We start from the raw sequence: 13,801 nt of genomic DNA, 5'->3' as shown, positions 1-13,801 counted from the left end.
TCAAGGGAGAGACACTATGTACTTGACGCCTCAGCATGTCTTGCTTGCCGGAGCCACCGGGTTGACCGGTGAACATCTGCTCGACCGCCTGCTCAACGAGCCGACGATCACCCGAGTGCTCGCCCCTTCACGCCGGCCGCTGGCCGAGCATCCTCACCTGGAAAACCCCGTCGGTGATCCCCAGGCGTTCCTGCCGCAGCTCTCCGGGCGGGTCGACATCGCCTACTGCTGCCTGGGCACCACCATCAAGCAGGCCGGCTCCGAAGAGGCGTTCCGCGCGGTGGACCTGGACATGGTCGTGGCCTTCGCCAAACGTGCCCGGGAAATGGGCGCACGGCACCTGATCGTGATCAGCGCGCTGGGGGCCGACCGCAGATCCTCGATTTTCTACAACCGGGTCAAGGGCGAGATGGAGTACGCCTTGCGCGCCCAGAACTGGCCGCAACTGACCATCTGCCGGCCGTCGCTGCTGCTGGGCGACCGCAGCGAGCCGCGCCTGGGCGAGCAGCTCGCCGGGCCGTTGTCGAAACTGATCCCCGGCAAGTACCGCGGCATCGAAGCCTGCCAACTGGCCCGGGCGATGTGGCGGCTGGCGCTGGAGGAACAGGACGGGGTGCGGGTGGTCGAGTCGGATGAGCTGAGAAAGCTCGGCAAGTGATTGGCGGCGTCCGTGAGGACGCCATCGCCAGCAGGCTGGCTCCCACTGGGGAGCCGCGAATGGAGCGCGCAGCGCTGCCTTACAGCCCCCCGGTCGCCTGAAACCCGACGCCGATCACCGTCAGCAACGACAACGGCAGCAACAGCGTGTCGAGCAATGCGCTGGCCGGCAGGTCCACCTGGGGATACCCCGGCGCCTCCGCCCCGAACCGATCCTTCGCGCAGCACCCGCCATTGATCGCATACAGATCCAGCCGCGTGCCGGCGTACACCACCGGCGCCCCCGGCTTGGCCGCGTCCAGGGTGCGTGCGGTGGCGCAGCCGGTCAGCTGCAATGCCAACAGAACCGCCAGCAGCTTATTCATCGCTGCTCAGGTGATGTTCGCCCCAGCGCGGCAGCATGTCCTGGGGAATGCCCAGCAGGTTGAGGATGCGCGCCACCACGAAGTCGATCAGGTCGTCGATGGTCTGCGGCTGGTGATAGAAACCCGGCGAGGCCGGCAGGATGGTCACGCCCATGTTCGACAGCTTGAGCATGTGTTCCAGGTGAATGCTCGAATAAGGCGCTTCGCGCGGCACCAGGATCAGTTGGCGGCGTTCCTTGAGGGTCACGTCCGCCGCCCGTTCGATCAGGTTGTTGCAGGCCCCGGTGGCGATGGCCGACAGGGTGCCCGTGGAGCACGGCACCACCACCATCGCCGCCGGCGCGCCGGAGCCCGAGGCCACCGGCGACATCCAGTCTTCCTTGCCGTACACGCGGATCTGCCCGTCGGCGGCACCGGTGTACTCGGTGAGGAACGCCTGCATCATCTGCGGCTTGGCCGGCAGCGACACATCGGTCTCGGTGGCCATCACCAGTTGCGCGGCCTTGGAGATCAGGAAGTGCACCTCGCGGTCCTCGCGCACCAGGCAGTCCAGCAGGCGCAGGCCGTACTGGGCGCCGGACGCGCCGGTCATCGCCAGGGTGATGCGTTCCGGGCCGTTGTTCATTTCAGCGCCTCGGCCAGTTTGCCGTGCAGGCCGCCGAAGCCGCCGTTGCTCATGATGACCACGTGGGTGCCGGGCTGGGCCTGGCTCTTCACACGCTCGATGATGCCTTCCAGCGAATCGCTGACGACCGACGGCACCGAACATTGCGCCGCCGTGGCCGCCAGGTCCCAGCCCAGGTTGGCCGGCGCGTACCAGATCACCTGGTCGGCATCGGTCACGCTGTCCGGCAGGCCGTCGCGGTGCGCGCCCAGCTTCATGGAGTTGGAGCGCGGTTCGATGATCGCGATCAGCGGCGCGTCGCCGATGCGCTTGCGCAGGCCGTCGAGGGTGGTGGCGATGGCGGTCGGATGGTGGGCGAAGTCATCGTAGATGGTGATGCCGCGCACCTCGGCGACCTTCTCCATCCGGCGCTTGACGCTCTTGAACGCGCTCAGGCCGGCGATGGCCATCGACGGCACCACGCCGACATGGCGGGCGGCGGCGAGGGTCGCCAGGGCGTTGGCGACGTTGTGCTGACCGGTCAGCTCCCACTCGACCACGCCTTGGGACTGGCCGTCGAACATCACTTCGAACGCCGAACCGTCGTCCTTGAGCAGCTTGACCTGCCACTGGCCGCCGGCGCCGGTGGTCTGCACCGGCGTCCAGCAACCCATCTCGATCACCCGCTGCAACGCAGGCTCGGTGGTCGGGTGGATCACCAGGCCTTCGCTCGGGATGGTGCGAACCAAGTGGTGGAACTGCCGCTCGATGGCCGCCAGGTCAGGGAAGATGTCGGCGTGATCGAACTCAAGGTTGTTGAGGATCGCGGTGCGCGGACGGTAGTGGACGAACTTGGAGCGCTTGTCGAAGAAGGCGCTGTCGTACTCGTCGGCCTCGATCACGAAGAACGGCGTGCCGCCCAGCCGCGCGGACACCGAGAAGTTCTGCGGCACGCCGCCGATCAGGAAGCCCGGGCTCATGCCCGCGTGCTCCAGCACCCAGGCGAGCATGCTGCTGGTGGTGGTCTTGCCGTGGGTGCCGGCGACGGCCAGCACCCAGCGGCCCTGGAGGACGTGGTCGGCCAGCCACTGCGGGCCGGAGACATACGGCAGGCCCTTGTTCAGCACATATTCCACGGCCGGATTGCCACGGGACATGGCGTTGCCGATCACCACCAGGTCCGGCGCCGGATCGAGCTGCGCCGGGTCGTAGCCCTGGGTCAGCTCAATGCCCTGGGCCTCGAGCTGCGTGCTCATCGGCGGATAGACGTTGGCGTCGGAGCCGGTGACGTGATGGCCCAGCTCTTTGGCCAGAACCGCCATCGAGCCCATGAAAGTCCCGCAGATACCCAGAATATGAATGTGCATAGTCGACCTCGTAAAACATGGCCGCAGGGTAGCGCAGGGTGGGGCAAATGGCACCTTGTGTTTGTGGCGGGGAGCACGCTCCCTCGCCACCGGTCAGGCGGAACGGGCAATGCCGTGCTTGCGCATTTTCCTGTACAGGGTGTTGCGGCTGATGCCCAGCTGCTGCGCCGCATGCGTCATGTGCCAGCGCGTCTGCTCCAGCGCACTGAGCAAGGCCACCCGCTCCGCGTCGTCCAGCGGATGCCCGGACAATGCCTCGACCGGTTGCACCGCCGCAGGCCGCGCCTGGCGGATCATCGCCGGCAGGTCGTCCAGCCTGATCCGCCCGTCCTCGCACAACGCCGCCAGGGTGCGCAGCACATTGCGCAGTTGCCGCACGTTCCCCGGCCAGTTGAACGCCAGCAGCGCCTGACGCGCCGCCTCTTCGATCACGACCGACTCCCCGCCCGCCTCTTCGGCCAGCAGGAAGTCCAGCAACTGCGGTTTGTCGCTGCGCTCGCGCAATGCCGGCAACGTCACCTCCAGACCGTTGAGCCGGTAATACAGGTCCTCGCGAAAGCCGCCGTCCTTGACCCGCTCCAGCAGGTTGCGGTGGGTGGCGCTGATGATCCGCACATCGACCGCCTCGGCCTCGCCGCCGATCGGCACCACCTGGCGGTCCTCCAGCACCCGCAGCAGGCGGGTCTGCAAGGCCAGCGGCATGTCGCCGATCTCGTCCAGGAACAGCGTGCCGCCGTCGGCCTGCTGCAGCTTGCCGCGCATGCCTTCCTTGCGGGCGCCGGTGAAACTGCCGCCGCGGTAGCCGAACAGTTCGCTCTCGATCAGGCTTTCGGGGATCGCCGCGCAGTTGAGGGCGACGAAGGCCTTGGCGCCGCGCTGGCTGGCCAGGTGCACGGCCTTGGCCACGGCCTCCTTGCCGGAACCGGTCTCGCCGTTGATCAGCAGCGGCACGTCGCGCTCGAAGACGCGCAACGCCTTGCGAAAGTCCGCTTGCAGTCCGGCATCGCCCAGGCAAATGCCCGGCAGGCTCGGCGCCGGCGGCTTGACCGGAGCCGGCACGGCCGGTAGCGGCCTGCGCGACTCGCCCCGCAGCACCGCGAACAGAGGGCGCCCGTCGCGGGTGCGCAGCGGCCAACTGGCGCTCGCGTGGGCGCTGGCCCGGCCCAGCAGCTCATCCAGCGAACAGTCGAAGAACGCCTCCACCGGCTGGCCGAGCAGACCGCCACGGATGTGCCCGAGCAGGTTCAACGCGCTCTGGTTGACCGCGCTGATCCGCCCTTCCCCGTCGAACGCCAGCAGACCTTCGCTGAACAGGCCGACGGATTCGGCCTGCAAGTGAAAGCGCAGCAGCCATTGATTGTCGAAGCAGCGCAGGAAATAGCAGCTCTCGATCATCTTCGCCGACAGGTTGACCAGCGCCATGGTGTGGAACTGGCTCTGGCGCGAGACGTCCGGCCGGGCCGACGACACGTCGAGCACCGCCAGCAGCTCGCCGTGGGGGTCGAACACCGGGCTGGCGGAACAGGTCAGGCCGGTGTGCTGGCCGCGAAAGTGTTCGCCCTGGTGAATGGTCAACGCCTGGCGCTCCACAAGGCAAGTGCCGATGCCGTTGGTGCCTTCGCAGGCTTCGCTCCAGTCGGCGCCGAGCCAGAGCCCGGCGCGTTCGAAGCTCTTGCGTTCGGCCGGGTCGGTGACGCAGTTGAGGATCACCCCGCGGGCGTCGGTCAGCAGCACCGCATGGCCGGCGCCGGACAGTTGCTGGTGCAGGCTGCTCATTTCGTTGCCGGCGATCTGCAGCACCTGCTGCAGGCGTTCGCGGCTTTCGAGGACGCGACCGTGCTCAAGCACGGTCGGCGCCATGGCCAGGGCCGGATCGAGGTGGTAGTCCTCAAGGCAACGCAGCCACGAACGGGCGATCGACGGATCGGCGCCCGGCCCGTGCAGGCGCGGCTTGCCCTGGGTGACGGTGAGCACCTGCCGGACGTGGCGGCTCAGATGGTTGTCGTGCATTTCTTATTGTTCTCCCCGCGGCTTGCGGCGAAGGCGCTTGCACCCTCATCGCAGAGTGACCTGCATGGCGATTCGAGGCCCAGCATCCTCCAGCCACCGGCGCTTTGCAATGCTGGCGGAACCGCCCGGTCACAGGTTGTGCCGCAGGCGGTACAAACTGTCACGCCACCTGTACCGCAATCGCCACAAGCGCCGGCCGCCTGTCCGGCAAAACCGGCGCAAGACCTTGATTTGCCTGACTTGCACGGCGCTGGCCCGACCTTTGCTCTACGCTTAAAGCAAGCGCACATGCGCCTCCCGACAAATACAAAAGCAAGGAGAAACCATCATGCGTTACGCTCACCCGGGTACTGAAGGCGCCAAGGTCTCGTTCAAGAGCAAGTACGGAAACTACATCGGCGGCGAGTTCGTCGCGCCTGTCAAAGGCCTGTATTTCACCAACACCTCGCCGGTCAACGGCCAACCGATCGCCGAATTCCCGCGTTCCACCGCCGAAGACATCGACAAGGCCCTGGACGCCGCCCACGCCGCCGCCGATGCCTGGGGCGCCACCTCGGCGCAGGCCCGTTCGCTGATCCTGCTGAAGATCGCCGACCGCATCGAACAGAACCTCGAACTGCTGGCGATCACCGAGACCTGGGACAACGGCAAGGCCATCCGCGAGACCCTCAACGCCGACATCCCGCTGGCCGCCGACCACTTCCGCTACTTCGCCGGGTGCCTGCGCGCCCAGGAAGGCAGCGCCGCCGAGATCGACGGCAACACCGTGGCCTATCACATCCATGAGCCGCTGGGCGTGGTCGGCCAGATCATCCCGTGGAACTTCCCGCTGCTGATGGCCGCCTGGAAACTCGCCCCGGCCCTGGCCGCCGGCAACTGCGTGGTGCTCAAGCCTGCCGAGCAGACGCCGCTGGGCATCAGCGTGCTGATGGAACTGATCGGCGACCTGCTGCCGCCGGGCGTGCTCAACGTGGTGCAAGGGTTCGGCAAAGAGGCCGGCGAAGCCCTGGCCACCAGCAAGCGCATCGCCAAGATCGCCTTCACCGGCTCGACCCCGGTCGGCTCGCACATCATGAAGTGCGCCGCCGAGAACATCATTCCGTCCACCGTGGAGCTGGGCGGCAAGTCGCCGAACATCTTCTTCGAAGACATCATGCAGGCCGAGCAAAGCTTCATCGAGAAGGCCGCCGAAGGCCTGGTGCTGGCGTTCTTCAACCAGGGCGAGGTCTGCACCTGCCCCTCCCGCGCCCTGGTGCAGGAGTCGATCTACCCGGCGTTCATGCAAGAGGTGATGAAGAAGATCAAGCAGATCAAGCGCGGCGACCCGCTGGACACCGACACCATGGTCGGCGCCCAGGCGTCCGAGCAACAGTTCGACAAGATCCTCTCCTACCTTGAGATCGCCGAGAAGGAAGGCGCCGAGCTGCTCACCGGCGGCAAGGTGGAAAAACTCGACGGCAGCCTGTCGACCGGCTACTACATCCAGCCGACCCTGCTAAAGGGCACCAACAAGATGCGCGTGTTCCAGGAGGAAATCTTCGGCCCGGTGGTGAGCATCACCACCTTCAAGGACGAAGCCGAAGCCCTGGCGATCGCCAACGACACCGAGTTCGGCCTCGGCGCCGGCGTCTGGACCCGCGACATCAACCGCGCCTACCGCATGGGCCGCGGCATCAAGGCCGGCCGCGTATGGACCAACTGCTACCACCTGTACCCGGCGCACGCCGCGTTCGGCGGGTACAAGAAGTCCGGCGTCGGCCGTGAGACCCACAAGATGATGCTCGACCACTACCAGCAGACCAAGAACCTGCTGGTCAGCTACGACATCAATCCGCTGGGCTTCTTCTAAAGAACCGGGGCGGCGCCGCAACCCCGGTGCCGCCTTCCCGACCGCCTCGCGGGCACGCCCGCGAGGCGCCCTGAATGACCACCACCCAAGGCCTGGCCGCTCTGGCACGGCCCTTGCGTACCCGTCATCCAGGATCCGCCCTGCATGCGCCACACCTGAAAGTCCAACAGACCGAACAATAAAAAGAGTGAAGAGAGGACTTATGACTTCCACCACACAGCTCAAACCCACCCTCGGCACCCTGCACCTGTGGGGCATCGCCGTCGGCCTGGTGATTTCCGGCGAGTACTTCGGCTGGAGCTACGGCTGGGGCACCGCCGGCACCCTGGGCTTTCTGGTCACGGCCCTGATGGTCGCGACCATGTACACCTGCTTCATCTTCAGCTTCACCGAGCTGACCACCGCCATCCCCCACGCGGGCGGGCCGTTCGCCTACAGCCGCCGGGCCTTCGGCGAGAAAGGCGGGCTGATCGCCGGGATCGCCACCCTGATCGAATTCGTGTTCGCCCCGCCGGCCATCGCCATGGCCATCGGCGCCTACCTCAACGTGCAGTACCCGGGGCTCGACCCGAAAGTCGCGGCGGTCGGCGCGTACTTCGTGTTCATGACCCTGAACATCCTCGGCGTCAGCATCGCCGCCACCTTCGAGCTGGTGGTCACCGTGCTGGCGGTGGCCGAGCTGCTGGTGTTCATGGGCGTGGTCGCGCCGGGCTTCAGCTTCAGCAACTTCGTGCTCAACGGCTGGTCCGGCGCCAACGAGTTCAGCCTGGCCTCGGTGCCGGGGATCTTCGCCGCCATCCCGTTCGCGATCTGGTTCTTCCTCGCCATCGAAGGCGCGGCCATGGCGGCCGAGGAAGCCAAGGACCCCAAACGCACGATTCCGCGGGCCTACGTCAGCGGGATCCTGACCCTGGTGTTCCTCGCCATCGGCGTGATGGTGATGGCCGGCGGCGTCGGCGACTGGCGCCAGCTGTCGAACATCAACGACCCGCTGCCTCAGGCGATGAAGGCGGTGGTGGGCAACAACTCGACCTGGATGCACATGCTGGTGTGGATCGGCCTGTTCGGCCTGGTGGCGAGCTTCCACGGTATCATCCTCGGCTACTCGCGCCAGTTCTTCGCCCTCGCCCGCGCCGGCTACCTGCCCAAGGGGCTGGCCAAGCTGTCGCGCTTCCAGACCCCGCACCGGGCGATCATCGCCGGCGGCGTCATCGGCATCGCCGCGATCTACAGCGACGGCCTGGTCAACCTGCAAGGCATGAGCCTGACGGCGGCGATGATCACCATGTCGGTGTTCGGCGCCATCGTGATGTACATCATCAGCATGCTCAGCCTGTTCAAGCTGCGCCGCACCGAACCGAACCTGGAGCGCACCTTCCGCGCGCCGGGCTATCCGGTGGTGCCGGCCATCGCGCTGTTCCTGGCGGTGGTGTGCCTGGTGGCAATGGCATGGTTCAACGCCCTGATCGGCTGCGTGTTCCTCGGGTTCATGGCCGCCGGCTACCTGTACTTCCAACTGACCGCCAAGCAACGTTCCGAAGCGCCGGCGGACGCTATGCTCGAAGGTGTATGAGATGCACCGGCACCGGGCCGCGCGCCCGGTGTCTGCCTTATAGAAGTGCATGCAGTCCCTCCCGCAGGGAACAGAGTCATCCACAGATTCAGGAGGAACGCGCCCCATGGCCGCATTCGCCCATACCGTCGGCGCCCAGACCTACCGCTTCGACAGCCTCAAGGAGGTGATGGCCAAGGCCAGCCCCGCCCGCTCCGGCGACTTCCTGGCCGGGGTCGCCGCGCTCAACGACGGCGAACGGGTGGCCGCGCAGATGGCGCTGGCCGACATCCCGCTCACGCACTTCCTCCAGGAAGCGCTGATCCCTTACGAGTCCGACGAAGTCACCCGGCTGATCATCGACAGCCACGACCGACAGGCCTTCGCCGCCGTCAGCCACCTCACCGTCGGCGGCTTTCGCGACTGGCTGCTCAGCGAAGCCGCCGACGAAGCCAGCCTGCGCGCCCTCGCCCCCGGCCTGACCCCGGAGATGGCCGCCGCCGTGTCGAAGATCATGCGCGTGCAGGACCTGGTGCTGGTGGCGCAGAAGATCCGCGTGGTCACGAAGTTCCGCGGCACCCTGGGCCTGCGCGGACGCCTGTCCACGCGCCTGCAGCCGAACCACCCGACGGACGAGCCCGCCGGGATCGCCGCGAGCATCCTCGACGGCCTGCTGTACGGCAACGGCGACGCCATGATCGGCATCAACCCGGCCACCGACAGCATCGCCTCGATCTGCGCGATGCTGGAGATGCTCGACGCCATCATCCAGCGCTACGACATCCCCACGCAGGCCTGCGTGCTGACCCACGTCACCACCTCCATCGAGGCGATCAACCGGGGCGTGCCGCTGGATCTGGTGTTCCAGTCCATCGCCGGCACCGAAGCGGCCAACGCCAGCTTCGGCATCAACCTCAATGTGCTGCAGGAAGGCTACGAAGCAGGCTTGAGCCTGAACCGCGGCACCCTGGGGCAGAACCTGATGTATTTCGAGACAGGCCAAGGCAGCGCGCTGTCGGCCAACGCCCACCACGGCGTCGACCAGCAGACCTGCGAGACCCGGGCCTACGCCGTGGCGCGGCACTTCAAGCCGTTCCTGGTGAACACCGTCGTCGGCTTCATCGGCCCGGAGTACCTCTACAACGGCAAGCAGATCATCCGCGCCGGCCTCGAAGACCACTTCTGCGGCAAGCTTTTGGGCGTGCCGATGGGCTGCGACATCTGCTACACCAACCACGCCGAAGCCGACCAGGACGACATGGACACCCTGCTGACCCTGCTGGGCGTGGCCGGGATCAACTTCATCATGGGCATCCCCGGCTCCGACGACATCATGCTCAATTACCAGACCACCTCCTTCCACGACGCCCTCTACGCCCGCCAGACCCTGGGCCTGAAGCCGGCGCCGGAGTTCGAGCGGTGGCTGGCGAACATGGGCATCTTCACCCAGGCGGACGGCACGGTCCGCTTCGGCAACCAACTGCCGCCGGCCTTCCGCCAGGCGCTGGCGCAACTGGGATGAGCCTCATGGAAAAACCGCCCGTCGATCCGCAAAACCCCTGGCTGGCCCTGCGCAACCTGACCCCTGCACGCATCGCCCTGGGCCGCACCGGCACCAGCCTGCCGACCCGCGCGCAGCTGGACTTCCAGTACGCCCACGCCCAGGCCCGGGACGCGGTGCACCTGCCGTTCGACCACGCCGGGCTCGCCGGGCAACTGAACGGACGCGGGCGCGACAGCCTGCTGCTGCACAGCGCCGCGAGCGACCGCAACAGCTACCTGCAACGCCCGGACCTTGGGCGCAGGCTCAGCGAACCGTCGGCGCAGGCCCTGCGCGAATACGCCGCCGCCCATCCCGGCGGCGTCGACCTGGCCATCGTCGTGGCCGACGGCCTCTCGGCGCTGGCCGTCCATCGCCACACCGTGCCGTTCCTCACGCGCCTGGAAGAGCAGATGGGCGCCGACGGATGGTCATGCGCGCCGGTGATCCTGGTGGAACAGGGCCGCGTGGCCATCGGCGACGAGATCGGCCAACTGCTGGGCGCCAAAATGGTGGTGATGCTGATCGGAGAGCGCCCGGGCCTCAGTTCGCCGGACAGCCTGGGTTTATATTTCACCTACAATCCTAAGGTCGGCCTCACCGATGCCTACCGCAACTGCATCTCCAACGTGCGGCTGGAGGGCTTGAGCTACGGCATGGCGGCCCACCGTTTGCTGTACCTGATGCGCGAAGCCTGCCGGCGGCAGCTGTCGGGCGTGAACCTGAAGGACGAAGCGCAGGTTCAGACACTGGAGTCGGAAGACGGAACAGACATGAAAAGCAATTTCCTGCTGGATCCGCCCCCGGCCTGAACCGTTTCCGCATTGCCTTCGCGCGTCGGTTTGAGGCAGGATCGACGCACGGCCGCCCGGGTTTCCCATTGCCGTCAGCGCACGTGAAGACAGCCAATTGAAGGACGAGACCTACCATGCGGATTATCCAAGCGACCCTCGAACACCTGGATCTGCTGACCCCGTTGTTCGTCAAATACCGCGAGTTCTACGGCTCGCTGCCTTATCCGGACTCGTCCCGGGCGTTCCTGGAAAAACGCCTGCGGCGCAAGGAGTCAGTGATCTACCTGGCCCTGGCCGATGACGACGACCGCAAACTGATGGGCTTCTGCCAGCTCTACCCGAGCTTCTCCTCACTGTCGCTCAAGCGCGTGTGGATCCTCAACGACATCTACGTCGCCGAAGACGCCCGCCGGCAACTGGTGGCCGACAACCTGATCCGCACGGCCAAGAAAATGGCCAAGGACACCCAGGCCGTGCGCATGCGCGTGTCCACCAGCAGCAACAACGAAGTGGCGCAGAAAACCTACGAGTCCATCGGCTTCAAGGAAGACACCGAGTTCAAGAACTACGTGCTGCCGATCAGCGACGAGCTTTGAACGCCTACCGATGACGGAGCCGGCTCCTTTTGCGAGGGAGCCGGCGCCCGCTCAAGCGCTCCCTCGCCACGGCCCCGCCAGACTGACAATTCCTCACACCGCGACATTCCCCGCTACAAAACCAACACGCTTTTCACGTCTCAAACCGTATAATCCCGACCTTTCCGGCTTGTAAGAAAAACTACACCTGCGTGTAGCCTTTCACGAAGTCATCCGCACAGGCCTGCCGAGTCGGGCCGTCACCACAGGTGCCCACATGGATTTCAACCCGATCGACCTGATCCTGCATCTCGACGTCTACCTCGACATGCTGGTGACCAACTACGGCACCTGGATCTACGCCATCCTGTTCATGGTGATCTTCTGCGAGACCGGCCTGGTGGTGATGCCTTTCCTGCCGGGCGACTCCCTGCTGTTCATCGCCGGCGCCGTGGCGGCAGGCGGCGGCATGGATCCGGTGCTGCTGGGCGGCCTGCTGATGCTGGCGGCGATCCTCGGCGACAGCACCAACTACGTGATCGGACGAACGGCGGGCGAGAAGCTGTTCAGCAACCCGAACTCGAAAATCTTCCGCCGGGACTACCTGCAGCAGACCCACGACTTCTATGACAAGCACGGCGGCAAGACCGTGACCCTGGCGCGCTTCCTGCCGATCATCCGCACGTTTGCGCCGTTCGTCGCCGGCGTGGCGAAGATGCCTTACCCGCGCTTCTTCGCGTTCAGCGTGTTCGGCACCGTCCTGTGGGTCGGCGGCCTGGTGACCCTGGGCTACTTCTTCGGCAACGTGCCGTTCATCAAGAAGAACCTGTCGTTGCTGGTGGTCGGCATCATCCTGCTGTCGCTGGTGCCGATGATCATCGGCGTGGTGCGCAGCCGCCTCGGCGGCGCCGGCTCCAAAGCCGCTTCGCGCTGATCCCGTGTGGTCGCTGAGCGCCTGGCGACGCCGGCGCATCCTGGCCAGGCACCCGATTGCCGATGACCTCTGGCAACGGGTGCGCCATCAGCTGAGCTTCCTCGACGGCATCAGCGCCGACGAAGACCGCTGGCTGCGCGAGGCCAGCGTGCTGTTCCTTGAGGACAAGCACCTCACCGCGCTGCCCGGCGTCGAGCTGCACCAGGAGCAGCGCCTGCTGCTCGCCGTCCAGGCCCAGTTGCCGCTGCTGCACCTGGGCGACCTGAACTGGTACCGGGGCTTCCACGAAATCATCCTCTACCCCGACGACTTCCTCAGCCCCCAGCGCCACCGCGACGCCGCCGGCGTGGAGCACGAGTGGGACGCCGAGCACAGCGGCGAAGCCTGGCAGCACGGGCCGGTGATCATGGCTTGGCCCGGCGTGATGGCCAGCGGCGGCTGGGAAGGCTACAACCTGGTCATCCACGAACTGGCGCACAAGCTCGACATGCTCAACGGCGACGCCAACGGCCTGCCGCCGCTGCACGCCGACATGCGGGTCAAGGACTGGGCGACGGTCATGCAGGCGGCCTACGACGATCTCAACCGCCAGCTCGACCGCAACCCCGACGCCGAAACCGCCATCGACCCCTACGCCGCCGAGAACCCGGCCGAGTTCTTTGCCGTCACCAGCGAGTACTTTTTCAGCGCCCCGGACCTGCTGCACGAGAGTTATCCACAGGTGTACGCGCAGTTGCGGCTTTTCTACCGCCAGGATCCGTTGGGCAGGCTGCGGCAACTTCAGGCGCACGACCCGGTCTATCAGGCTCACGACTGAGGCGGCACGTGGCACCGGCAACAGAATGTGCCTATAATCGCCGCCACTTTTTGGTCAATCCGGCCAAGTGTTTTTGGTCAACTAACGGGGGCACCGCCCAATGAGCTACAGCAAGATCCCGGCTGGCAAAGACCTGCCGAACGACATCTACGTCGCGATCGAGATCCCGGCCAACCACGCGCCGATCAAATACGAAATCGACAAAGACAGCGATTGCCTGTTCGTTGACCGTTTCATGGCCACCCCGATGTTCTACCCGGCCAACTACGGTTACATCCCGAACACCCTGGCCGACGACGGCGATCCCCTGGACGTGCTGGTCGTGACCCCTTACCCGGTCGCCCCAGGTTCGGTGATCCGCGCCCGTCCGGTCGGCATCCTGAACATGACCGACGACGGCGGCGGCGACGCCAAGGTCGTTGCCGTTCCTCACGACAAGCTGTCCCAGCTGTACGTTGACGTGAAGGAATACACCGACCTGCCGCCGCTGCTGATCCAGCAGATCGAGCACTTCTTCGCGAACTACAAGGATCTTGAGAAGGGCAAGTGGGTCAAGATCGAAGGCTGGGACGGCGCCGATGCCGCCCGCGCCGCGATCACCAAGTCGGTGGCCGCCTACAAGGGCTAAGCGCACCGCTTGAAGAAAACCCCGGTCGATCCGGGGTTTTTTGTGCCTGTCGATCCGGCTTTTCAACAGCGCGTTTAACACGAGACGCCACGGTTGCCGGCTGTTTAAA

General features: G+C 66.0%; 13 protein-coding genes. 9 read left to right on the top strand and 4 right to left on the bottom strand.

Annotated elements, in window-relative coordinates:
* Window positions 1–16: 16 nt before the first annotated feature.
* Window positions 17–658, top strand: a complete 642-nt coding sequence (locus tag CAG31_RS24290; RefSeq protein ID WP_085585955.1) for an oxidoreductase — start codon at window positions 17–19, stop codon at window positions 656–658.
* 79 nt (window positions 659–737) lie between these two features.
* On the opposite strand, the gene CAG31_RS24285 is transcribed toward CAG31_RS24290, so the two are convergent.
* The 4 genes from CAG31_RS24285 to CAG31_RS24270 form a co-directional block, all read right to left on the bottom strand.
* A complete protein-coding gene (locus tag CAG31_RS24285; protein WP_085585953.1) occupies window positions 738–1,022 on the bottom strand; it encodes a YceK/YidQ family lipoprotein in 285 nt (94 codons plus the stop codon).
* Window positions 1,015–1,647, bottom strand: coding sequence for a flavin prenyltransferase UbiX (ubiX, locus tag CAG31_RS24280; protein ID WP_085585951.1), 633 nt, complete (start codon window positions 1,645–1,647; stop codon window positions 1,015–1,017). Before ubiX ends, CAG31_RS24285 begins: the two co-directional genes overlap by 8 nt.
* On the bottom strand, window positions 1,644–2,993 hold the full coding sequence (mpl, locus tag CAG31_RS24275) for a UDP-N-acetylmuramate:L-alanyl-gamma-D-glutamyl-meso-diaminopimelate ligase (protein WP_085585949.1): 1,350 nt from the start codon (window positions 2,991–2,993) through the stop codon (window positions 1,644–1,646). Before mpl ends, ubiX begins: the two co-directional genes overlap by 4 nt.
* A gap of 93 nt (window positions 2,994–3,086) precedes the next feature.
* Window positions 3,087–5,003 (bottom strand): sigma-54-dependent Fis family transcriptional regulator, encoded by a 1,917-nt coding sequence (locus CAG31_RS24270; RefSeq protein ID WP_085585947.1) that lies wholly within the window; start codon window positions 5,001–5,003, stop codon window positions 3,087–3,089.
* Between the two features lie 328 nt (window positions 5,004–5,331).
* Here CAG31_RS24270 and CAG31_RS24265 point away from each other — a divergent pair, with 328 nt between their 5' ends.
* The 8 genes from CAG31_RS24265 to ppa all read left to right on the top strand — a co-directional run bounded on the left by CAG31_RS24265 (window position 5,332) and on the right by ppa (window position 13,692).
* On the top strand, window positions 5,332–6,852 hold the full coding sequence (locus CAG31_RS24265; RefSeq protein WP_085585945.1) for an aldehyde dehydrogenase family protein: 1,521 nt from the start codon (window positions 5,332–5,334) through the stop codon (window positions 6,850–6,852).
* 202 nt (window positions 6,853–7,054) lie between these two features.
* Window positions 7,055–8,425 (top strand): ethanolamine permease, encoded by a 1,371-nt coding sequence (eat, locus tag CAG31_RS24260; RefSeq protein ID WP_085585943.1) that lies wholly within the window; start codon window positions 7,055–7,057, stop codon window positions 8,423–8,425.
* Window positions 8,426–8,531: 106 nt separating this feature from the next.
* The gene (locus tag CAG31_RS24255; protein WP_085585941.1) at window positions 8,532–9,926 is read left to right on the top strand and encodes an ethanolamine ammonia-lyase subunit EutB; all 1,395 of its coding nucleotides are present in this window, start codon (window positions 8,532–8,534) and stop codon (window positions 9,924–9,926) included.
* Window positions 9,927–9,931: 5 nt separating this feature from the next.
* Entirely contained in the window at window positions 9,932–10,756 is an 825-nt protein-coding gene (eutC, locus tag CAG31_RS24250) for an ethanolamine ammonia-lyase subunit EutC (protein ID WP_085586016.1), read from the top strand.
* Between the two features lie 116 nt (window positions 10,757–10,872).
* On the top strand, window positions 10,873–11,334 hold the full coding sequence (locus CAG31_RS24245; RefSeq protein WP_085585939.1) for an N-acetyltransferase: 462 nt from the start codon (window positions 10,873–10,875) through the stop codon (window positions 11,332–11,334).
* A 256-nt stretch (window positions 11,335–11,590) separates the two neighbouring features.
* Window positions 11,591–12,247 (top strand): DedA family protein, encoded by a 657-nt coding sequence (locus CAG31_RS24240; protein ID WP_085585937.1) that lies wholly within the window; start codon window positions 11,591–11,593, stop codon window positions 12,245–12,247.
* Between the two features lie 4 nt (window positions 12,248–12,251).
* A complete protein-coding gene (locus tag CAG31_RS24235; protein ID WP_085585935.1) occupies window positions 12,252–13,064 on the top strand; it encodes a zinc-dependent peptidase in 813 nt (270 codons plus the stop codon).
* Window positions 13,065–13,164: 100 nt separating this feature from the next.
* A complete protein-coding gene (gene ppa / locus CAG31_RS24230) occupies window positions 13,165–13,692 on the top strand; it encodes an inorganic diphosphatase (RefSeq protein WP_085585933.1) in 528 nt (175 codons plus the stop codon).
* Window positions 13,693–13,801: the final 109 nt, after the last annotated feature.

The organism is Pseudomonas sp. R25(2017), from assembly GCF_002112565.1.
In the GTDB taxonomy this organism is placed as follows: domain Bacteria; phylum Pseudomonadota; class Gammaproteobacteria; order Pseudomonadales; family Pseudomonadaceae; genus Aquipseudomonas; species Aquipseudomonas ekonensis.
Note: the sequence above shows the minus strand (reverse complement) of the source record. Positions and strands in the feature narration are given on the sequence as shown.

Excerpts from the sequence above, each read along its gene's own strand:
- CAG31_RS24290 (WP_085585955.1), top strand. The coding sequence starts at position 17 with ATGTACTTGACGCCTCAGCATGTCTTGCTTGCCGGAGCCACCGGGTTG.
- CAG31_RS24285 (WP_085585953.1), bottom strand. The coding sequence starts at position 1,022 with ATGAATAAGCTGCTGGCGGTTCTGTTGGCATTGCAGCTGACCGGCTGC.
- ubiX (WP_085585951.1), bottom strand. The coding sequence starts at position 1,647 with ATGAACAACGGCCCGGAACGCATCACCCTGGCGATGACCGGCGCGTCC.
- mpl (WP_085585949.1), bottom strand. The coding sequence starts at position 2,993 with ATGCACATTCATATTCTGGGTATCTGCGGGACTTTCATGGGCTCGATG.
- CAG31_RS24270 (WP_085585947.1), bottom strand. The coding sequence starts at position 5,003 with ATGCACGACAACCATCTGAGCCGCCACGTCCGGCAGGTGCTCACCGTC.
- CAG31_RS24265 (WP_085585945.1), top strand. The coding sequence starts at position 5,332 with ATGCGTTACGCTCACCCGGGTACTGAAGGCGCCAAGGTCTCGTTCAAG.
- eat (WP_085585943.1), top strand. The coding sequence starts at position 7,055 with ATGACTTCCACCACACAGCTCAAACCCACCCTCGGCACCCTGCACCTG.
- CAG31_RS24255 (WP_085585941.1), top strand. The coding sequence starts at position 8,532 with ATGGCCGCATTCGCCCATACCGTCGGCGCCCAGACCTACCGCTTCGAC.
- eutC (WP_085586016.1), top strand. The coding sequence starts at position 9,932 with ATGGAAAAACCGCCCGTCGATCCGCAAAACCCCTGGCTGGCCCTGCGC.
- CAG31_RS24245 (WP_085585939.1), top strand. The coding sequence starts at position 10,873 with ATGCGGATTATCCAAGCGACCCTCGAACACCTGGATCTGCTGACCCCG.
- CAG31_RS24240 (WP_085585937.1), top strand. The coding sequence starts at position 11,591 with ATGGATTTCAACCCGATCGACCTGATCCTGCATCTCGACGTCTACCTC.
- ppa (WP_085585933.1), top strand. The coding sequence starts at position 13,165 with ATGAGCTACAGCAAGATCCCGGCTGGCAAAGACCTGCCGAACGACATC.